The sequence below is a fragment of the Streptomyces sp. NPDC034085 genome (assembly GCF_055575555.1).
The window spans coordinates 691,332-710,733 of the sequence record NZ_JBVISL010000003.1 but is presented as its reverse complement, the minus strand read 5'-3'; the positions used below and the strand labels follow the sequence as shown (position 1 = coordinate 710,733).

At 74.2% G+C, this 19,402-nt stretch carries 15 protein-coding genes; 7 read left to right on the top strand and 8 right to left on the bottom strand.

Annotated elements, in window-relative coordinates; translation table 11 throughout:
- Positions 1 to 18: 18 nt before the first annotated feature.
- Positions 19 to 2,160: a transglycosylase domain-containing protein gene (locus tag ACZ501_RS13545; protein ID WP_468795025.1), complete on the bottom strand. Its 2,142-nt coding sequence runs from the start codon at positions 2,158 to 2,160 to the stop codon at positions 19 to 21.
- Positions 2,161 to 2,412: 252 nt separating this feature from the next.
- Between ACZ501_RS13545 and ACZ501_RS13540 the strand changes: the two genes are divergently transcribed.
- The 5 genes from ACZ501_RS13540 to ACZ501_RS13520 all read left to right on the top strand — a co-directional run bounded on the left by ACZ501_RS13540 (position 2,413) and on the right by ACZ501_RS13520 (position 8,669).
- The gene (locus ACZ501_RS13540) at positions 2,413 to 3,555 is read left to right on the top strand and encodes an amidase domain-containing protein (RefSeq protein WP_361611279.1); all 1,143 of its coding nucleotides are present in this window, start codon (positions 2,413 to 2,415) and stop codon (positions 3,553 to 3,555) included.
- 305 nt (positions 3,556 to 3,860) lie between these two features.
- Positions 3,861 to 5,273 carry a family 2B encapsulin nanocompartment shell protein gene (locus tag ACZ501_RS13535; protein WP_361611277.1) on the top strand — a complete coding sequence of 471 codons (1,413 nt, stop codon included), beginning with the start codon at positions 3,861 to 3,863 and terminating at the stop codon, positions 5,271 to 5,273.
- A 290-nt stretch (positions 5,274 to 5,563) separates the two neighbouring features.
- On the top strand, positions 5,564 to 6,946 hold the full coding sequence (locus ACZ501_RS13530) for a family 2 encapsulin nanocompartment cargo protein terpene cyclase (RefSeq protein WP_468795022.1): 1,383 nt from the start codon (positions 5,564 to 5,566) through the stop codon (positions 6,944 to 6,946).
- Between the two features lie 2 nt (positions 6,947 to 6,948).
- The gene (locus ACZ501_RS13525; protein WP_468795018.1) at positions 6,949 to 7,854 is read left to right on the top strand and encodes a geranyl diphosphate 2-C-methyltransferase; all 906 of its coding nucleotides are present in this window, start codon (positions 6,949 to 6,951) and stop codon (positions 7,852 to 7,854) included.
- A gap of 107 nt (positions 7,855 to 7,961) precedes the next feature.
- Positions 7,962 to 8,669: a hypothetical protein gene (locus ACZ501_RS13520; RefSeq protein WP_362456056.1), complete on the top strand. Its 708-nt coding sequence runs from the start codon at positions 7,962 to 7,964 to the stop codon at positions 8,667 to 8,669.
- 10 nt (positions 8,670 to 8,679) lie between these two features.
- Here the strand turns inward: ACZ501_RS13520 and ACZ501_RS13515 are convergent, their stop codons facing one another.
- The 5 genes from ACZ501_RS13515 to ACZ501_RS13495 all read right to left on the bottom strand — a co-directional run bounded on the left by ACZ501_RS13515 (position 8,680) and on the right by ACZ501_RS13495 (position 14,380).
- The gene (locus ACZ501_RS13515) at positions 8,680 to 9,984 is read right to left on the bottom strand and encodes an MDR family MFS transporter (RefSeq protein WP_468795015.1); all 1,305 of its coding nucleotides are present in this window, start codon (positions 9,982 to 9,984) and stop codon (positions 8,680 to 8,682) included.
- The gene (locus ACZ501_RS13510; RefSeq protein ID WP_468795012.1) at positions 9,984 to 11,078 is read right to left on the bottom strand and encodes a PLP-dependent cysteine synthase family protein; all 1,095 of its coding nucleotides are present in this window, start codon (positions 11,076 to 11,078) and stop codon (positions 9,984 to 9,986) included. Before ACZ501_RS13510 ends, ACZ501_RS13515 begins: the two co-directional genes overlap by 1 nt.
- Positions 11,079 to 11,704: 626 nt before the next feature.
- Positions 11,705 to 12,130 carry a hypothetical protein gene (locus tag ACZ501_RS13505; protein ID WP_468795009.1) on the bottom strand — a complete coding sequence of 142 codons (426 nt, stop codon included), beginning with the start codon at positions 12,128 to 12,130 and terminating at the stop codon, positions 11,705 to 11,707.
- Positions 12,131 to 12,216: 86 nt separating this feature from the next.
- Entirely contained in the window at positions 12,217 to 13,710 is a 1,494-nt protein-coding gene (locus ACZ501_RS13500) for a sensor histidine kinase (RefSeq protein WP_468795006.1), read from the bottom strand.
- Entirely contained in the window at positions 13,703 to 14,380 is a 678-nt protein-coding gene (locus ACZ501_RS13495; RefSeq protein ID WP_361610853.1) for a response regulator transcription factor, read from the bottom strand. The genes ACZ501_RS13500 and ACZ501_RS13495 overlap by 8 nt, the downstream gene beginning before the upstream one ends.
- A gap of 136 nt (positions 14,381 to 14,516) precedes the next feature.
- On the opposite strand from ACZ501_RS13495, the gene ACZ501_RS13490 reads away from it, so the two are divergent.
- Positions 14,517 to 15,119 (top strand): hypothetical protein, encoded by a 603-nt coding sequence (locus tag ACZ501_RS13490; RefSeq protein ID WP_468795003.1) that lies wholly within the window; start codon positions 14,517 to 14,519, stop codon positions 15,117 to 15,119.
- Positions 15,120 to 15,150: 31 nt separating this feature from the next.
- Here the strand turns inward: ACZ501_RS13490 and ACZ501_RS13485 are convergent, their stop codons facing one another.
- Complete coding sequence (locus tag ACZ501_RS13485; protein ID WP_468795000.1) at positions 15,151 to 15,447, bottom strand: hypothetical protein; 297 nt, start codon at positions 15,445 to 15,447, stop codon at positions 15,151 to 15,153.
- A 176-nt stretch (positions 15,448 to 15,623) separates the two neighbouring features.
- On the opposite strand from ACZ501_RS13485, the gene ACZ501_RS13480 reads away from it, so the two are divergent.
- Positions 15,624 to 17,693, top strand: a complete 2,070-nt coding sequence (locus tag ACZ501_RS13480; RefSeq protein ID WP_468794997.1) for a SpoIIE family protein phosphatase — start codon at positions 15,624 to 15,626, stop codon at positions 17,691 to 17,693.
- Between the two features lie 23 nt (positions 17,694 to 17,716).
- Here ACZ501_RS13480 and ACZ501_RS13475 read toward each other — a convergent pair whose 3' ends face one another.
- On the bottom strand, positions 17,717 to 19,354 hold the full coding sequence (locus ACZ501_RS13475; protein WP_468794994.1) for a helix-turn-helix domain-containing protein: 1,638 nt from the start codon (positions 19,352 to 19,354) through the stop codon (positions 17,717 to 17,719).
- Positions 19,355 to 19,402 lie beyond the last annotated feature (48 nt).

Sequence of the window (19,402 nt, the reverse complement as noted above, 5' to 3'; positions counted from 1 at the left end):
GCGGCGCTCGCCGCCGGCCTACTTGACGGCCTTCGCGTAGTCGGCCCACAGGGCCACGGCCCGCGCGCTGCCGGGCGTGGTGGGGGCGTCCCCGCCAAGCCCCGTCAGCGGGAGCGGAATCAGGTCGGTCAGCGCCATCCGGTAGACCACCACGGCCGTCGACTCCTGCGCCGTGGTCCCCACGAACCAGCCCGCCGTGTTCGCCGCGGTCGTGCCGGTCTTGCCGGCCGCCCCGGGCTGCGCCTTGGCCGCCGCCTTCGCCGATCCGTCGGTGACGGCCGCCCGCAGGGCCTCCGTCACCGAGCGGGCGGTCTTCTGCGACACCGCCCGGGCCGCCTTCGGCGGGTCGAGCGGCACGGCCGCGCCGGCGCGGGTGGCCGAGCGCACCGAGTAGGGGTCGGTGTGCATGCCGTCCGCCGCGAAGGTCTGGTAGGCGCCCGCGATCCGGATCGCGCTGGGCTTGGAGTTCTCCCCGAGGGCGAAGGTGGGGATCCGGGGGCCGAGGCTCGACCGGAGCAGCCCCGCGCGCTCGGCGTACGACTCCACCCGGTCGAGCCCTACGTCGAGGCCGAGCTGCAGCATGGGCGTGTTGACGGAATTGGCCACCGCCTGCTGCAAGGTCACCTGCCCCCAGCTCCGGTCGCCGTCGTTGTGCCCCTTGACCACCTTGCCGCTGCGGTCCCAGTACGGGCCCTCGGGCGTCTGCACGGTCACCTGGTCGTTGCCGTCGTACGGGCTGGAGGGGGAGACGGGCGTACGGGCCTTGCCGCGCGTGCGCAGCACCCCGTCCTCCAGCGCGGCGGCGTAGACGATCGGCGTGAACACCGAGCCGGCCGGGATCGTCGTCGCGTTCGACTCGTTGAAGCCCTGCTTCAGGTAGTCGGGACCCCCGTACACGGCGAGCAGTCGGCCGTCGCGGGCCACGCTGGCCGCGCCGATCTTCGCGTGCTTGTCGGTGTCGGGACGCCGCTCGGGGTCGAAGTCCTTCTGGGCCTGCTGGACCGCTGCGGTCAGGGCCGTCATGCGCGCCTTGTCGAAGGTCGTGTAGATCTGGAAGCCGCCGAGGTCGAAGTCGGACTCCTTGAGGTGTCCGGCCTTGATCGCGTACGCCTTGGCCATCTCCACCAGGTAACCGGTCTGCGCGCCCGGCATGCCGACCAGGGAGGCGCTCGAAGGCTCCGGGAACTTCGTGTACGTGGCGCGCTCGGCGGGGGTGAGGTGGCCGGTCTCCACCATGCGGTCCAGGATCCAGCTCCAGCGCTCGACCGCCCGCTCGTGGTTCTCCTTGCCGAGGGAGGGGTCGAACAGCCCGGCGCCCTTGAGGAGGGACGCCAGGAAGGCGCCCTCGCTGGCGTTGAGCTGCGAGACGTCCTTGCCGTAGTACGCCTGGGACGCGCGCTGGATGCCGTAGGTGCCGCGCCCGAACCAGCTGGTGTTGAGGTAGTCCTGGAGGATCTGGTCCTTGCCCGCGCGGCTGTCGAGCTTCACGGCGAGCAGGATCTCGGTGAACTTCCGCGACAGCGTGCGGTCCTGGTTCAGATAGGCGTTCTTCACGTACTGCTGCGTGATGGTGGAGCCGCCCTGCGTCTCACCGCCCGTCACCGCGGCGCGCATGGCGCGCAGCACACCGGACGGCGAGACCCCGGGATCCGAGTAGAAGCTCGCGTTCTCGGCCGCGAGCACGGCGCCCCGGACCTCCGGGGGCACCTTGTCCAGCGGCATCTCCTGCCGGCTGACCCAGCCCGTGCGGGCCATGGTGGAGCCGTCGGACCAGTAGTAGACATTGTCCTGTTGTGTGGCGAAGGAGTTGAGATCATCGGGAATGTCCGTTGCGGCGTAGGCGATTCCCACGAAGCCCGCCAGGCCGATGAACAGGTACGCGAAAGCGCCCAGCCACTGGCGCCCCGACGGCACCCACCGGCGCCAGTCACCGCGCCCGGGCCTCGGGTAGTCCGGCCGCAGCCGCCGCAGCCAGGGGCGCGCGGCCGCCAGGGCCGGTGCGAGGGCCGCTGCGAAGCGGCCGGCCGGGCCGGGGCCCGTCCCGGCCGCCCGGCGGGCGCCGGACTTCCTGCGGCGGTCCGCAGCGGTCGCGCCGCTGCCCTTCGGGGCGGCCCGTCTGCCCCGCGATCGCCCTCTTGAGCCCGTGTCCTGCCTGCCCACTCCGCATGCCCCCTGTGCCGTGCTTCCCCCTACACCCTAGATGCACTTCCTGTGCGGCCGGCGGGGTGGTGGGGGCAAGCGGCCCGAGCCCCGCGGCGATCCCCGGGGGGAGAAGCGGAAGCAGGCCCCCCGGCGTCCGGGGCGATCACTGCCGGTCAGGAGGGGACGAAACGGAACGCGGCCCACGCGTCGCCCAGTTGTGCGAAGATTCCGTGCCCGGTTCGTGTGGACCGGGTGACAAGGGGAATCACAGTGATACCAAAGAGGTTCAGGCTGGCCGCCGTCGCGGCCCTGACCGTGGCCATCGCGTCCGGCAGCCTGTTCGCCTACTCCGCGAGTGCGGGTACGTCCGAAGAAGCCGACCGTGCCACCGCGGACACCTTCGCCCGCCTGGCCGACGACGTCCTCTCGCAGCGCACCCAGGCCCTGGTCGACGGTCGGGTACGACACCGCGAATCCGGGCCGGCCGGCAAGAAGGCCCGCGTGTCGACCGCGCTGAAGAAGGACGAGGACGCCGCGATAGCCTCGCTGCGGTCCCGCAAGACCCGGCTCGCGGAGCTCGGCGAGGCCTACACGGCCGCCGACACCCGGGTCACGGTGGACCGCGCCACCATCACCGGGGGGAAGGCGACCGTCGAGGTCACCGAGCAGACCACGCTCACCTACAAGAAGGTGCACGGGGACGAGCCGGACACCACCGACTTCAAGACGCGCTACCAGCTGACCCTCAAGGGCAAGAAGGGCGGCTCCTGGGAGCTGACCTCGATCAAGTCCCAGGACAGCGGGAACGCGCCGGTCGCGGTCAACGAGCCGGTGGCGGCCAAGGTCGCCGTCGTCAAGGACGACGGCAACCAGTACCCCGACGGCACGCCCGCGTCCACCAAGTACCCCGCCACGCCGCAGCCCAAGGTGAAGACCGGCGGCGCGTACGACTACTCCGCCATGGCGCAGTACGCGGAGAAGTACTGGAGCAACTACAACCCCGCGTACCGGAAGTTCAACGGGGCCGGGGGCGACTGCACCAACTTCATCAGCCAGGCGCTGAAGGCCGGCGGCTGGAAGCCCGTCCCGGGCACCTCCTCGGACTACCGCAACTGGTGGTACGACGGCACCCGCCAGTCCGACTCCTGGGTCGGGGCGAACGAGTGGGCCTGGTTCACGCTGTCCAACCAGCGGGCCTCGAACCTGGCGAACGTGTACCAGATGGACATCGGCGACATCCTGCAGGTGGACTTCAACAAGGACGGGTCCAAGGACCACTCCATGATCGTCACCCGTCGCAGCAGCGCCGGGATGCCGTACCTCACGTACCACTCCACCAACACCTACCGTAAGTCGCTCGCGAGCATCCTCGCGTCCTACCCGGACGCGCGTTACTTCGCGTACCGCACCTGACGGTCGGCCCCCTGGGCCCCTCCTGCCGGGAAATCCCCCCGGCAGGAGGGGCTTTTTCGTGCCTGCGCCCGACAGCGGCACGCTCCCGACCGGCCGGATACCACCGGTCGCCCCGGCAAACCCTCCACCCGCCGAGATCACTGCATCGAGGTAATGCGCTCGGCGTTTCAAGGTCATCTGGGTGTACCGGCCGTTACTGTTCCCAGAGATCTGGACGGATTACCGGACATTCGCCCGCTTTTTCCTTTTCACCGGTTCCGTGCACCCGTGCCCGTTGCCGCGCTTACGAAGGAGAGCTCCACCCCATGACCGTTGACACCAGCCCGGAAGCACAGCTGGACCCGCCGCAGCAGTCCAGCCTGAGCACGGCGGCCGCCCGCAACCTTGCCAGCACGACCAAGTCCGCCCCGCAGATGCAGGAGATCACCTCCCGGTGGCTGCTGCGGAGCCTGCCCTGGGTGGAGACCAAGGGCGGCACCTACCGCGTGAACCGGCGGCTGACCTACACCGTCGGCGACGGCCGCATCGAGTTCGTCCAGGACGGTGCCTCGGTCCGCGTGATCCCCCGGGAGCTGGGCGAACTGGCCCTGCTGCGCGGCTTCGACGACCTGGAGGTGCTGACCGCGATCGCCGGCCGGTGCGTCCAGCGCGACTTCCGGGCCGGCGAGGTGCTCGTCGAACGGGGCACCCCGGCCGACCAGATCCACATGATCGCCCACGGCCGGATCAACCAGACCTCCGTCGGCAAGTACGGCGACGAGGTGGCCATCGCCACGCTCGCCGACGGCGACCGCTTCGGCGAGAACGCCCTGCTCGACGGAGAGGCCGGCTGGGACTACACCGCCACCGCCGAGACCCCCGGCACCCTGCTCACCCTCTCCCGCTCCGACTTCGCCGCCCTGCTGTCCTCGGCGCCGAGCCTCCAGGCCCACATCCAGGAGTTCAGCTCGCTCCCGCACCAGCGGCAGAACCGTCACGGCGAGGCCGAGATCGCGATGTCGGCCGGCCACACCGGCGAGCACGAGCTGCCCGGCGCCTTCGTCGACTACGAGCTCAACCCCCGCGAGTACGAGCTCTCCGTCGCGCAGACCGTCCTGCGCGTCCACACGAGGGTCGCCGACCTCTACAACGGCCCGCACAACCAGACCGAGGAGCAGCTCAGGCTCACCATCGAGGCGCTGCGCGAGCGCCAGGAGCACGAGCTGATCAACAACCGGGAGTTCGGCCTTCTCCACAACGCCGACTTCAAGCAGCGGATCCAGACCCACTCCGGCCCGCCCACCCCGGACGACCTCGACGAGCTGCTCTGCCGGCGCCGCGGAACCAGGTTCCTCTTCGCCCACCCCAAGACGATCGCGGCGATCGGCCGCGAGTTCAACGCCCGCGGGCTCTACCCGGACCACGTCGACGTCGGCGGCCAGCAGGTCCCGGCCTGGCGCGGAGTGCCGATCCTGCCCTGCAACAAGATCCCCATCAGCAAGGAGAACACCAGCTCCATCCTCGCGATGCGCACCGGTGAGGACAACCAGGGCGTCATCGGGCTGCGCCAGACCGGTCTGCCCGAGGAGTACGAGCCGGGGCTGTCGGTGCGCTTCATGGGCATCAACGAGCAGGCGATCATCTCCTACCTGGTCACCACCTACTACTCCGCGGCCATCCTGGTGCCCGACGCCCTCGGCGTCCTCGAGAACGTACAGATCGCCCGCAGGCGCGACTAGGCCGTCTCTTCCGGATCTTGCTCCCCCAGCTACCGCTGGGAGGTGCCCCCAGACCCGCGTCGCCCGGCACCGCACCTCGCCGCGTTGTCGAGGCACCCGAGGACGTCCAGTAATCGGGAGCCTCTCCGCCTTGCGATGCACGGCACCGGACCACGCGGGCTTAACCGGCAAGATCCGAAAGAGACGACCTAGGGGTGTCCGGCGGACCGCGGCCGGGCCCGGAGCCTCCCGGGCCGGCCGAGCACGCCCGGGATCCGGGCCACCCCACCCACCTCACCAAGGAGTCACGGATGCCCGCTCCCGGGCCCTCCCCTCTGCAGTCGGGCCTGCCCGCCGCCGCGGCGCACTTCGGGGCGCACGTCCTCGCCACCACCCTGAGCCGGGGCCGGGCGCCCGCCGAGGCCCCCGTCGTGGAACCCCCCGCGGCCGCCCCGGCGGCCGTCGCGGAAACCCCCGTCACCGACGCCCCCGTCCCGTCCCGGCCCGGCCTGCCGACCGTACCCGTCCTGCCCTTCGGCACCCATACCCCCGCGGCGGCCGGCCCCGCCGCGCCGGCGGAGGCCGCCGCGGGTGCGGGGCGGACGGCCCCGGCCCCGGCCCTGGAGCGGATCATGCGCGGGCCCAGCGGCCTGGGCACGGCCGACCTGCACCCCGCCCGGTACGGGGAGCCGCCGGCGCCCGCCGCGCCGGCGGAGGCCCTCCACATCCCTGGCCTGTACCACCACCCGGTCCCGGAGCCCGACCCGGCGCGGGTCGCGGAGCTCAGCCGCAGGATCAAGGCCTGGGCGCTGGACGAGATCCAGCTCTACCCGGAGGACTGGGAGGGCGAGTTCGACGGCTTCTCCACCGGGCGCTACATGGTCGCCTGCCACCCGGACGCCCCCACCGTCGACCACCTGATGGTCGCCGCCCGGCTGATGGTCGCCGAGAACGCGGTCGACGACATGTACTGCGAGGACCACGGAGGTTCTCCCATCGGTCTCGGGGGACGGCTGCTGCTGGCGCACACCGCCCTCGACCCCCTCCACACCACGGAGGAGTACCAGCCCCAGTGGGGCCGGTCGCTGTACGCGGACGCCGCCCGCCGCTCCTACCGCTCGGCCATGGAGTACTTCGTCCGGCAGTCCACGCCCTCCCAGGCCGACCGCTACCGGCACGACATGGCCCGCCTGCACATGGGGTACCTCGCCGAGGCCGCCTGGGCGCAGACGGACCACATGCCCGAGGTGTGGGAGTACCTGGTGATGCGGCAGTTCAACAATTTCCGGCCCTGCCCCACCATCACCGACACCGTCGGCGGCTACGAGCTGCCGGCCGACCTGCACGCCCAGCCCGCGATGCAGCGGGTCATCGCGCTCGCCGGGAACGTCAGCACCATCGTCAACGACCTGTACTCGTACACCAAGGAACTCGCCAGCCCCGGGCGCCACCTGAACCTGCCCGTGGTGATCGCCGAACGCGAGGGGGTCTCCGACCGGGAGGGCTACCTCAAGGCGGTCGAGGTCCACAACGAGCTCATGCACGACTTCGAGGCCGCGACCGCCGCCCTGGCCGCCGCCTGCCCCGTCCCCAGCGTGCTCCGCTTCCTGCGCGGGGTGGCCGTATGGGTCGACGGCAACCACTACTGGCACCAGACCAACACCTATCGCTACAGCCTGCCCGATTTCTGGTAAGGATGGACTTATTCGTGACCAGCACCGATCTCACCACCACCACCACCCCGGCCGCCGGTTCCGTGCGCATCCCCGCGCCGACGACCCCGTACCAGGGGGACATCGCCCGTTACTGGAACAACGAGGCCCGCCCCGTGAACCTGAAGCTGGGCGACGTCGACGGCCTTTACCACCACCACTACGGCATCGGCGACGTCGACCACGCGGCCCTCGGCGACGCCGAGGACAGCGCGTACGAGAAGAAGCTGATCGCCGAGCTGCACCGGCTCGAGTCGGCACAGGCCGAACTGCTCCTGGACCACCTCGGCCCCATCGGGCGCGCGGACACCCTCGTCGACGCCGGCTGCGGCCGCGGCGGCTCGATGGTCATGGCCCACCAGCGCTTCGGGTGCAAGGTCGAGGGCGTCACCCTCTCCGCCAAGCAGGCGGACTTCGCCAACCAGCGCGCCCGTGAACTCGGCATCGAGGACCACGTGCGCGCCCGCGTCTGCAACATGCTGGGCACCCCCTTCGGGACCGGTACGGCCGCGGCCTCGTGGAACAACGAGTCGAGCATGTACGTCGACCTGCACGACCTCTTCGCCGAGCACTCCCGCGTCCTCGCGGTCGGCGGCCGCTACGTGACCATCACCGGCTGCTGGAACCCGCGTTACGGCCAGCCCTCCAAGTGGGTCTCCCAGATCAACGCCCACTTCGAGTGCAACATCCACTCCCGCCGCGAGTACCTGCGGGCCATGGCCGACAACCGCCTCGTACCGCAGGCCGTCATCGACCTGACCCCCGACACGCTGCCCTACTGGGAGCTGCGGGCCACCTCGTCCCTGGTCACCGGCATCGAGGAGGCCTTCATCAACTCCTACAAGGACGGCTCCTTCCAGTACGTCCTGATCGCGGCCGACCGGGTCTGACCGGATCCGCCGCCGACCGGAAGGGCCGGGACCGTCAGCCGACGGGCCCTGCCCTTCCGGGGCGTGTGACCATGGCCCCCGGTACATCCGCACCAGCTGGGGGAAGCATGCCCACCCGCACCACCGCCGCGCGCACTCTCGCCGCCGCGCTCGCCGCGCTGTTCGTCCTGGCCGGCTGCACCTCACCGGCCAAGGGCCCGCACCCGGCGGCCGGTTCCCCGGCCGCCGCTCCCGCGCCGGGCGGCGCGGGAGCCGGGTACGAGGGCCCCCGGCCGCAGGACCAGAACCTGCTGGCGTGGACCGGCGACCCCAACGACGCGGGGCACGTCACCGCCCAGTCCGCCGCCGGGGTCGGCGGGCGGGTCACCCTGGTCCGGATCGTCCTGCGCCAGGAGATCACCTGGTCGAACATCTGGCTGGGGCTGGCCGGTCTCGACACCGCAGCCCAGCTGTCCAACTGCTACCTCGGCGTGTACGACGCCACCGGCACCCTGCGCGCGGCCACCCCGGACATATCCCCCCAGCTGATGACCGACCCGGTCGCCAAACCGCTCGCCCTCGCCAAGCCGTTCACCGCGGCCCCCGGGACCTACTTCATCGCCCTGCTGCTCAACGGCAGCTGGGCCACGAACGCCCTCACCCTGAAGTCCACGGGAGCCGGGATCTCGGTCAACGCGGGGCTCGCGCCTCCCCTCCTGCGCTACAGCACCGTCCTGACCGGCCAGAACACCCTGCCGGCCACCGTGAACCTTGCCGAGCAGTCCACCAGCACCATCAACACCGGCTGGGCCAGCCAGTGGTACGGGATCTCCTGAGCGCCGGTGCTCAGGCCGCCACGGTCCCGGCCCGCACCGCCCGGACGGGCGGGGCGAGCCGGCCCGTGCGGTCGAGGCCGTACAGGGCGGCCGTGCACCCGACACCGAGGGCGAACAGCGCCAGCCAGGGCAGCGCCGACATCCCCGCGGAACGGGCCGCGTCCAGCGCCGCCCCCGTGAGGAGGTTGCCGACGGCGATGCCGACGCCGCAGACGGTGTTGTACAGCCCGTAGTGCGTGGCGACCAGGCGGTCCCCGCAGAGGCGGACGATGGTGTCCATCTCGAAGGGGTAGGCGATCATCGTGCCGGCGGCCAGCAGCAGCGCGGACAGCGCCGGCGGGACCGCCGCCAGCAGCCGCGTCCCCAGCCGCGAGTCGGGCACGGGCAGCGCGGTCGCGGCCAGCAGCGGCAGGAAGGCCGCGCCCATCGTCAGCAGCCCCCAGGCCAGCGCCCGGCCGGGCTCCAGGCGGGTCTTGCACCAGGCCGTGACCCTGGTCTGGAAGAGGATCGTGCTCAGTCCGGACACCGCGAAGAGCACCGCCACCGCCGCCGTGCCGAACGCCCCCTCGCCGCCGACGCGCCGGACCTCCAGGGGGAGCGCCATGTAGACCTGGAAGGTCATCACGTACGAGCCGATCATCGCCACGGAGAACAGCAGGAACGGGCGGTTGGCGAGGATGCGCCGCCACTGGACGAGCACCCCCTCCCGGGGTCCCTCGGTGCGCTCGGCGGCGTCGTTGCCCCGGCGGGCCGGCAGGGCCCGGACCTGCACGACGCTCAGCACCGCGAAGATCCCGGCCGCCGCCAGGCAGGTGACGCGGAAGTCGACGCCGGTCAGCACCATCCCCGCCAGCGGACCCAGCAGGATGCCGGCCTGGTAGAAGACGTTGAACAGCGCGAAGGCCTCGACGCGGCGTTCGCCCGCGTCGGCGGCCAGGTAGGCCCGGGTGGCCGGGTTGAAAAGGGCGCCGGCCAGGCCGGTGGCCGCGGAGGCGGCGATGAGCGCCGGTACGGAGTCGACCAGGCCGAGGGTCGCGAAGCCGGCGATGCGCAGCACGAGCCCCGTGACGATCATCGGTTTGTAGCCGAGCCGGTCGGCCAGGGTGCCGCCGATCAGGAACATGCCCTGCTGGCTGAAGTTGCGCACCCCGAGGATCAGTCCGACCGTCCAGCCGGCCAGCCCCAGGGGGCCGGCCAGGTGCGTGGCGAGGTAGGGCATGAGCATGTAGAAGCCGAGGTTGATGGTGAACTGGTTCACCATCAGCAGCTGGACGCTGCGCTCGTACGAACGGACCTGCGCGAGGGTGCCCTTCATCAGGCCGGCACCTCCGACGGGCGCAGGGTCAGCGGGTCGACCACGCTCGTGCAGCGGGTCCAGCGGGTGACCTCCTTCTCGTCCAGGCGGCCGATCGTCTCGGGCTCCGCGGCCGGAGGACGGTCCAGCAGCCCGTGCGCGGCGCAGTAGTCGTCGTCGTACACCGTGCCGAGGTAGCGCTGCGGGCCGTCGGGGAAGACCGCGGCGATCCGGGTGTCCTCGGGCAGGGTGCGGGCCAGCCAGCCGGCCACGAGGGCGACGGCGCCGACGCTCCAGCCGCCGGCCGCGTAGTGGGACGCGGCGAGCTGGCGGCACGTCCACACGGCCTCGCCGGGGGCGACCCAGTGCACCTCGGAGAACTGCTCGTACGCCACGTTGCGCGGGTAGATGCTCGAACCGAGGCCGCGCATCAGGCGGGTCCGGGCCGGCTGGCCGAAGATGGTGGAGCCGACGGTGTCCACGCCCACCAGCCGCAGGTCCGGGTAGAGCTGGCGCAGGACGCGGGAGACGCCCGCCGAGTGCCCTCCGGTGCCCACGCTGCACACCAGGACGTCGATGTGGTGGAGCTCGGTGGCCAGTTCGAGGGCCAGCGGGGTGTAGGCGGTGGTGTTGTCCGGGTTGTTGTACTGGTCCGGGCACCAGGAGCCGGGGTGCTGCTCCAGCAGCCGGGTGACGCGGTCGCGGCGCGCCTGCTGCCAGCCGCCGGTGGGGTGGGGTTCGGAGACGACGTTGACCTGCGCCCCGTACGCCGTCAGCAGGCGGGTCATCGAGGATTCCAGTCCGGGGTCGGTGACCAGGGTGACGGGGTGCCCGAAGACCATGCCGGCCAGGGCGAGGCCCAGGCCGAGGGTGCCGCTGGTGGACTCGATGATCCGGGCGCCCGGCTCCAGCTCGCCGCGGGTGCGGGCCCGTTCGACCATGTGCAGCCCGGGGCGGTCCTTGATGCCGCCGGGGTTGAAGCCCTCGAGTTTTGCCCAGAAGCCGCGTCCGGCCGGGGCCAGGGGCTCCGACACGCGCAGCAGGGGGGTGTTGCCGACCAGCCCCGAGAGGCCGGCGCGGGCGGGGGGAGTGTCGTCGGTGGCCGAAGAATGCATTGTTCCGCTCTCGTTCGATGGTGCGTCGGGTGGTCGCTCGTGGGAAATGCCGAGCCTGGGCAGGGCAGGGTCCGCCCATTGGGCATGCGTCAGCCGGTGCGAACGGGCTTACGGGAGCGGACTAGAGCCGCCATCGACAGACGATGGTCAGAGTGGAGCGTCCGGAGCGGGCTGCGGCCGGTCCGGACGCTCCCGGTGGTGCCGCCCGGGCTGCCGCCGGCGTCCCGTCGGCGCGCGCCGCGGGCCGCCCCCGCCCGGGGGGCAGGGGCGCGGGGCCCTGGCCGGCGGGCCCGGGGTCGGCCGCCGTACAGCCGGTGCCGTGGCCGGGATGCGGGTGCGGATGGCCCAGCGGATCTGCGGGGGGAGTCGGCCCGCTCTGCGGCGCGGCTCCAGCGGGCCACGAGCCGGGGGAGACGTCCGCGTGCGCGTGCGCGGAACAGGCGGGGGACGCGAACAGCAGCGTGGTCAGCGTGACGGCGACCAGCACGCCGTACCAGGACGGAACGGGGTGAAAGGGGCGTGCGCGGGGATGGGGCACCAGGGTTCCTCCGTGCGGCGGGCACCCCTGCGCCCGGCGGGGCGGGGGTGGCGGGGATCGCGGGACGGGCCCGGACGGATCCCGGTGCCTACACCTGGAGGACGGCGGAGGCTCTCGAGTGCGCCGCGGCGGCGGCACCGGCCGGGTCGCCGGCCGTACCGCCGTGGCCGGACGCGGCCCGGTCGGCCGCGCGGGCGGGCCGGGCGACGGTGACCGCCGGGGGAGCGGGAGGCGCTTCCGCGGCGGAACCGGCCCGCGGAGGCAGGGGGGTGCAGTCGTGGACCGGGTGGGAGGGGTCGTGGCGGTCGGCGGGGACGGCCGCGGCCGGGATCGCGGTGCCGGGGAGCGCCGCCGGGGCGGCCGACGCCCGGGCGGCCGACGCCGCGGCACCGGCGTGGGCGCCGGCGCCGTGCGCGCAGAGCAGGCCGAGCAGCAGCAGGGTCAGCCCGAGCAGGTGCAGCAGCCCCGCTGAGGCGCGGGCCCGCGGCGTACGGGAGGACCGGGCTGTGACCACGCCGTGATCGTAGCCCGTCCCCCGCGTGCTGCACGGCCTCGAACCGGACAATCGCCGAACCGCGCCGCGTCCGGGCCGCCCCGGGATCAGGCGGCCGGCCGGCGGGGATCCGTACGCGGGGAGGAGGCGGGCGCCAGGGGGAGGACGGCTCGCAGGCGGGCGCCCTCGGGGGAGGGGGCGGCCGTGAGGGTGCCGCCGTGATGGTCGATCAGGTCGCGGGCGATGGCCAGGCCCAGGCCGGCGCCGCCGTGGTCGCGGCTGCGGGAGTCGTCGAGCCGGGTGAACCGTTCGAAGATCCGCTCCCGGTCCCCGGGCGGGATGCCCGGTCCGTCGTCCAGGACCTCCAGTACGGCGGTCCGCGCCCCCGGGTCGCCGGCCGTGCGCAGGACGACCTCCACCCGTCGGCCGGCGAACCGCTGCGCGTTGTCGAGCAGGTTGGTGACCACCCGGGTCAGCCACAGCTCGTTGCCCGCCACCTCCACCCCGGCCCCGAGCTCGGTGCGCACGGGCACCCGGTCGCCCGGGCGGGACTCCACGGCGGCCCGCACCACGTCGCCCAGGTCCAGCCGGACCGCCGCCAGGGGCTGGGCCGCGTCGATCCGGGCGAGCAGGAGGAGGTCGGAGGCGAGCCGCTGGAGCCGCTCGGTGTCCTCCAGCGCCCCGGCGATCAGCTCCGGCCACAGCTCCGGGTCCCGGACGGCCAGGGCCACCTCCAGCTGGGTGCGCAGCACGGTGATCGGGCTGCGCAGTTCGTGCGAGGCGTCGGCGATGAACTGGCGCTGGCGGTGCCCGGAGGACTCCAGCCGGTCCAGCGTGGCGTTCATCGTCTGCGCCAGGCGGGCCACCTCGTCGCGGGTGGGCGGGACCGGCACCCGGCGGTGCAGGTCCCGGTCGGTGATCTCGGCGACCTCCGCGCGGATCGCCTCGACGGGCCCCAGGGCCCGGGCGGTCACCCGCCAGGTCACCAGGGCCACCGTGAGGAGGAGCAGGGGCCCGCCGACCGCGAGCGCGGCGGTGGTGGTGTCGTCGGCCGCGTCCACGTCGCGCAGCGAGGTTCCCACGTACACCGTCACCAGGCCCTGCGGGGTGTCGGTGGTGACCTGCACCACCCGCAGGCGGTGCTCGGCGCCCAGCGGGCGGACCCGCCAGGTGTGGAAGGCGGTTCCCGGGCCGGCCGGCTTCGCGGGGCCGAGCGCGGGCGCGCCGGCCAGGTTCGGGGTGGCCCGCAGGACCCGGCCGCGGGCGTTGACCACCTGGACGAAGTCGGCACCGGGCAGCGGCGCGCGCATCCGGTCGAGCCCGCCGGTGGCCGCGAGCCGCGCGATGGTCACGGCCTGGCGCTCGGCGTCGCGCTCGGCGTTGCGCAGCAGGTTCGCCTTCAGCAGGCCGAGCAGGGCGAACGAGGCCAGGGCGAGGGCCGCCGCCACCACGAGGACGGCGCCCGCGGTGGCCCGGCCGCGGACGGTGGTGGGCCCGAACCGGCGCAGCAGGAGGCGTAGGCGAGGGCGTACGGGGCCGAGGGCGCGGAGCGCGCGGGCCGGGGGAGTCGCGGCCGGCGCCCCGGGCGCCCGGTCAGCCACCGTCGGCCGCCAACCGGTAGCCGGCGCCGCGCACGGTCTCCAGCGCGGACCGGCCGAACGGTGCGTCGATCTTCCGGCGCACCGCGCTGACGTGTACCTCGACCACGTTCGGATCGCCGTCGAAGGCGCTGTCCCAGACCTGTTCCAGGATCTCCCGCTTGGGCACCACCTGCCCGGCGTGCCGGGCCAGGTACTCCAGTACCGCGAACTCGCGCGCGGTCAGCCGTATCTGCGTCCCGTCCCGGGAGCACAGGTGGCGCGCCGGGTCCACGAGCAGGTCGCCGAACTGAAGGGTGCGCGGACCCCGGCGTCCCGTGCGCCGGGCCAGCGCGCGCAGCCGGGCGACGAGGACGAGGTAGGAGAAGGGCTTCGACAGGAAGTCGTCGGCGCCGGTGTCCAGCGCCTCGGCCTCGTCGTACTCGCCGTCCTTCGCCGTGAGCATCAGGATGCCGGACTCGTTGCCGGCCGCGCGGAGCCGGGCGCAGACCCGGTAGCCGTTGAGGCCGGGCAGCATGATGTCGAGCACGATCAGGTCGTAGTCGTGCTCGCAGGCCATCCACAGGCCCTGCGGCCCGTCGTGGGCCACGTCCACCGAGAAGCCCTCCGACTGGAGCCCCCGTTGCAGGGCAAGGGCCAGCCGTCGTTCGTCCTCCACCACCAGTACGCGCATGCCGCCCAGGGTCTCAGGTGCGGTCCCGGCCTTGCTGAAGAGGTCTTCAGGCGGCTTCAGGTGGGCTTCAGCATCATTCCGGCATGCTCGGCGACGAACCGGGTGCGGTGCCCGGTTGCGCATGAGGAGTCCCGGTATGTCTGAGTCTTTCCCGCAGCACGAGCAGCACCCCCAGCCCGAACCGGCCGGCCAGACCGCTGCGTCCGCCGGGCCGGAGCAGCCGGCGAAGTCCCCGCGCAAGGGCCTGGGCGGGGTCGTCCCCCGCGGTACGGGCGCGCGCTGGGCGGTCGCCGTCGGCGCGGCCGCGGTGATCGTGGGCGGCGGGGCGGCCGCGGTGGCGGTGGCCGGCCACGGCCACCACCACGACCGGGCGGACCGGGCCCGCCACCTCGTCCGGCCGGAGCCGGGCCGGCAGGCCGTCAAGGGCGGGCCCCAGGGCGAGCACCGGCACGGCCTCCAGGGCGGCCCGAAGGCGGTGCGCGAGGGCGTCCCGGCACGCGGCGGCTCCGGCAAGCACGCGCCCGCGCCGCTGCCCGCCCTGCCCATCGGACAGGCGGCGGAGAAGGCGGCCGCCGCGGTGGAGGGCGGCAAGGTCGAGGGCCTGCGCGCGGTCGCCCAGCAGGGCGGCGGCAGCGCCTGGCAGGCCGTGGTCCTCGGACCGGACGGCGTCCGCCACGCGGTGACCGTCTCGGGCTCCGACGGCACGATCACCGCCAACACACCGCTGAACCGCCGCTAGGCCACCTCGGCCGGCTCGGGTCGGGCGGGGTTCAGGCAGGCGGAAGCGGGCCGGCGCCGGTGACGGTGCCGGTCCACCAGCCGGGCTCGTGGGCCGCGTGCCAGCGGACCTCGAGCCGTCGCCGGCCGAGTTCCTCCGCCTTGCGCACGGCGGCGGCCTGGGCGGCACCGGGCTCGCAGGACGGCGCCGGAGCGCCGAGCGCGCCGTCGGCGACGCCGCCCGGTCCGGCGAAGTAGACGGCGTACCGCCACCTGTCGGGGGTCCGGTACAGGACGATGGTCGTCGGGGTTCCGAGGGCGAGCCGGTGCGGCTTGGGCGTGCGTGCCATCCGCGAACGGTACGGGCCCCCGCTCGCGCCGCCCGCAGGGCCCCTCGCGGGCGCCCCCCGGCGGCGTCGTGATGTCGGCTCCGGCGATGGCGCGCAGAATGAAGGGAGCGGCGAGCCCTCCGCCCCGCCCGGGCGGCGGCGGGGGCTCGGCACGCCCCGGGCAGAGGAGGCATCCCGTGCCGTCGGAGCAGGCGGGGGCTGGAGGGGGAGGGGACGCCGGTCCGATCCGCTCGGAGCCGGGAGCCCTGCTCGAGCACGTGGCGGTGGCCGTCTTCGGCATGGACGAGGGCGGCCGGATCCGTTACTGGGGTCCCGGCGCGAGGGACCTCTTCGGGTACGAGGCCGCCGCCGTGCTGTCGCGGCCCGCCGCCCGGCTCTTCCCCCGGCCGCCCGAGGGCGCCCCCGGCCCGGCCGAGCGGCTGACGGAACGCGCCCGGAGCCTCGGGTACTGGCGGGTCCGGCTGCCGGCCCTGCACCGGGACGGCACGGTCTTCGACTGCGGGTTCCGGGTCTTCCCGGTGGCCGGGTACGCCGGCGAGTCCGTGGTCATGGGCCTGGCCAGCCGCGGCGGGGAGCTCGACCGGGTGAAGACGAACCTGGCCTTCCTCGACGCGCTGTTCGAGACCTGCCCCATCGGCCTGGTGATGCTCGACCAGGAGCTGCGCTACGTCCACCTCAACCAGGCCCTCGCCGACATGGACGGGCTCTCCGTCGCCGACCACCTCGGCCGCGCCGCCGACGAGATCATGCTGACCTCCGACGACGGCGAGTTCCAGCGCATGCTGCGTGCCGTCGCCGACGAGGGCCGCCCGCTGGTGGGCGCCGTCGTGGGGATGCGCACACCCGGCCGCCCCGACCGCGACCAGGTCCGCTCGGTCAGCCTGTTCCCGCTCAGCGGGGCCGGTGAGACCCGCCCCGGGGTGGGCGGCCTGCTGGTCGACGTCACCGACCGGGAGCGGGCCCTGCTGGAGGCGACCGAGGCCCGCCAGCGCCTCGCCCTGCTGGACCGGGCCGCCGCCCGCGTCGGGACCACCCTGGACGTGGACACCACCGCCCGGGAGCTGGTCGGCGTGGCCGTGCCCGACTTCTGCGACGGCAGTGTCGTGGAGCTGGTGGAGTGGATGCACCCCGCGGAGGCCTTCGACCCCGAGCTGCCCCTCTTCACCCGCCGCATCGCCTCCGGTACGGTCCTGCCGCCGCCCGCTCCCGAGCTGGTGGCGGGCGTGGAGCGGGTGACGTACCCGCCGGGCTCCGGCATCCACCGGATGCTCGCCACCGGACGCCCGCTCAGCGTCGTGGTCGACGAGGAGTTCGCGGCCCGCACCGCCTCACGCCCGGACCGCGCCCGGCTGCTCCTCGACAGCGGCCTGGCCCGCATCCTCATCGCCCCGCTCATCGCCCGGGGGACCGTGCAGGGCATCGCCATGTTCGGCCGCTCGCCCGCCCGTCCGCCCTTCACCGGACAGGACCTCCGCCTCGCCGGCGAACTCGCCTCCCGCGCCGCCCTGTGCCTGGACAACGCGCGCCTCTACAGCCGGGTCCAGGACATCGCCCTGACCCTCCAGCGGGCCCTGCTGCCCAGCGCCCTGGCGCGCAGCCCGTACGTGTCCCTCGCCCACCGCTACCTGCCGGGCAGCCGCGTCACCGAGGTCGGCGGCGACTGGTACGACGTGATCGACCTGCCCGGCGACCGGGTCGCCCTCGTCGTCGGGGACGTGATGGGGCACGGGGTGCCGGCCGCCGCCTCGATGGGCAGGCTGCGCATCACCGCCGGGGCGCTGGCCCGCCACGGCCCCGAGCCCGAGGCCCTGCTCGCCGAACTCGACCTGTGCGCCCGCGAGTCCGGCATCGAGCTGGCCACCTGCCTCTACGTGGAGTACGACCCCCGCACCGGCCGCGCCCGCATCGCGAACGCCGGCCATCCCCCTCCCCTGGTACGCCGCCCCGACGGCACCGTCGAGACCCTCGGCGGCGGCCTCGGGGTCCCGCTCGGCGTCGGCGGCGTCCCCTTCGCCGCGGCGGAGGCCGACCTCCCCGACGGAGCCGTCCTGGCCCTGTACACCGACGGCCTCGTCGAGGCGCGCGGCCAGGACATCGAGGCGGGCCTCGACGCCCTGCGGGGGCAACTCGCGGCGGTGGAGGGGCCGCTGGAGCGGGAGGTGGACCGCGTCCTGGCGGCCCTGCGGCCCGATGCGGCGACCGACGACACGGTCCTGCTGCTCGCCCGGATCCGCCGCGCCGGGTGAGGGGCACGGGGCCGGCCGGGCCGTCAGTCCATGCGCAGGGCCGCCGTGAAGTCCATCTTGTCCTCCAGCCGGGCCAGGTCGCGCCCGGTCAGGGACTCGATCCGGTTGATCCGGTACCGCAGCGAGTTCACGTGCAGGTGCAGGGCCTCCCCGCAGCGGGCCCACGAGCCGTCGTGTTCCAGGAACGACCGGAGCGTGGGCACCAGTTCGGAGTGGTAGCGCCGGTCGTACGCGTGCAGCGGTGCCAGCAGCCGGCGGCTGAAGGCCCGGCGGACCTCCGCCGGGATCAGCGGCAGCAGGGACATGACGTGCGCCGCCATGTCCTCGGGGCCGCAGACGGCGACCGCCCCGGCATCCGGCCCGGCCGCCACCTGGCGGGCGTTGCGGGCCTCCGCCAGGGTGTGCCGCAGGTCGTCCGCCTCGGCCACCGGATCGCCGACCCCGAGGCAGAGCCGCTCCCCACCGCGCAGCCCCCGTGGCAGGGCCCCGCACGCGGCCCGCCGGACGGCCTCCGCCGACAGCTCCCCGCCGGGGGGCACCCGTACGAAGGCCACGGCCTCGCGCCCGTCCAGCGCGGCGGCGACCCCGACCCGCCGGGCGGCGTCGGGGCCCAGGCACGCCGGGTGCAGCAGCACCTCCTCCAGCAGGTCCCGCACCGGCGACGGCCCGCCGGTGGCGGGTACGCCGTCCAGCCGGGCGGTGACCGCCTGCCAGCGGGCCTCCCCGGCGGGCCCCTCCGCCGCCAGCCGCCCGGCCGCGTCCTGCACCAGGGCCCGGCCGCCCGCCGCCGCGCGGGAGTCCAGCAGCCCGAGCAGCCTCCCCGCGGCCCGCCGGCGCACGGTGCGGTCGGCGTCCCGGCCGGCGCGCTCCACGGCGATCAGCCCGGCCAGCCGCTCCACCAGGCCGATGCGTTCGTCGTGCCAGTCGCCGCAGTCGGCCTCCACGGCGACGGTCCAGTCGGTCAGCGCGGGCCCGGCCCCCGGTGCGGAGCGGACCGGGAACAGCGAGTACGGGAGCCCGCCGGCCGCCGTACGGTGCGGGGCCCGCCGGCCGGAGCGCTCGCCGGCCAGGAACCGCCCGGCCAGCGCGGCCGCGGTCCGCTCCGGCAGCGGCGGCCGCGCGCCCGCGATCAGCCGGCCGGTGGGGGACAGGACGTGGGCGCGCAGGTCCAGTTCGGACAGCAGCAGTTCCAGGAGCGCCCCCGCCCCGGCTCCGCTGCCCGGCCGGGAGGCCACCAGCCGCCGGTGCCGGTCCACCAGCGCGGCCAGGTTCCCGACCCGCGCGCCGCTGCGGCCGCGCGCCACGAACTCGGCGACCGGGCCGAAGGGCACGTCCACCCCCACCGCGAACAGCGGCAGCCCGTACCGGGCGCAGGCCCGTACCAGGTCGTCCGGCACGTTCCCGAACTCCGCCTCGCCCGCCCCGAGTGCGGCGGCACCGGCCTCCGCCAGGATCCGTACGAACGTCTCGGCGCGGCCCGGGTGCTGCCGCAGCCACACCAGCCCCGACAGCACGAGGTCTCCCGGGGAGACGAACCGTCCCGGATCCGGGAGGTCGATGGTGACGGCGGCGAGCACGGGCCGCTGGAGCCCCTCCTCACCGCCGCCGAGGAACCGGAACGGGCGGGGCCCGCCGGAAAGGATCACATCACGCACCTGCATGGCCACAGCCTGCCAGGTGCGGTCGCGGCCCCAACTGCCGCCTGAAGC

Coding starts and splice junctions, on each gene's coding strand:
- ACZ501_RS13520 (WP_362456056.1), top strand. CDS start 7,962: ATGCCCACCCGCACCACCGCCGCGCGCACTCTCGCCGCCGCGCTCGCC.
- ACZ501_RS13485 (WP_468795000.1), bottom strand. CDS start 15,447: ATGGCACGCACGCCCAAGCCGCACCGGCTCGCCCTCGGAACCCCGACG.
- ACZ501_RS13510 (WP_468795012.1), bottom strand. CDS start 11,078: ATGCATTCTTCGGCCACCGACGACACTCCCCCCGCCCGCGCCGGCCTC.
- ACZ501_RS13530 (WP_468795022.1), top strand. CDS start 5,564: ATGCCCGCTCCCGGGCCCTCCCCTCTGCAGTCGGGCCTGCCCGCCGCC.
- ACZ501_RS13495 (WP_361610853.1), bottom strand. CDS start 14,380: ATGCGCGTACTGGTGGTGGAGGACGAACGACGGCTGGCCCTTGCCCTG.
- ACZ501_RS13490 (WP_468795003.1), top strand. CDS start 14,517: ATGTCTGAGTCTTTCCCGCAGCACGAGCAGCACCCCCAGCCCGAACCG.
- ACZ501_RS13535 (WP_361611277.1), top strand. CDS start 3,861: ATGACCGTTGACACCAGCCCGGAAGCACAGCTGGACCCGCCGCAGCAG.
- ACZ501_RS13515 (WP_468795015.1), bottom strand. CDS start 9,984: ATGAAGGGCACCCTCGCGCAGGTCCGTTCGTACGAGCGCAGCGTCCAG.
- ACZ501_RS13475 (WP_468794994.1), bottom strand. CDS start 19,354: ATGCAGGTGCGTGATGTGATCCTTTCCGGCGGGCCCCGCCCGTTCCGG.
- ACZ501_RS13525 (WP_468795018.1), top strand. CDS start 6,949: ATGGACTTATTCGTGACCAGCACCGATCTCACCACCACCACCACCCCG.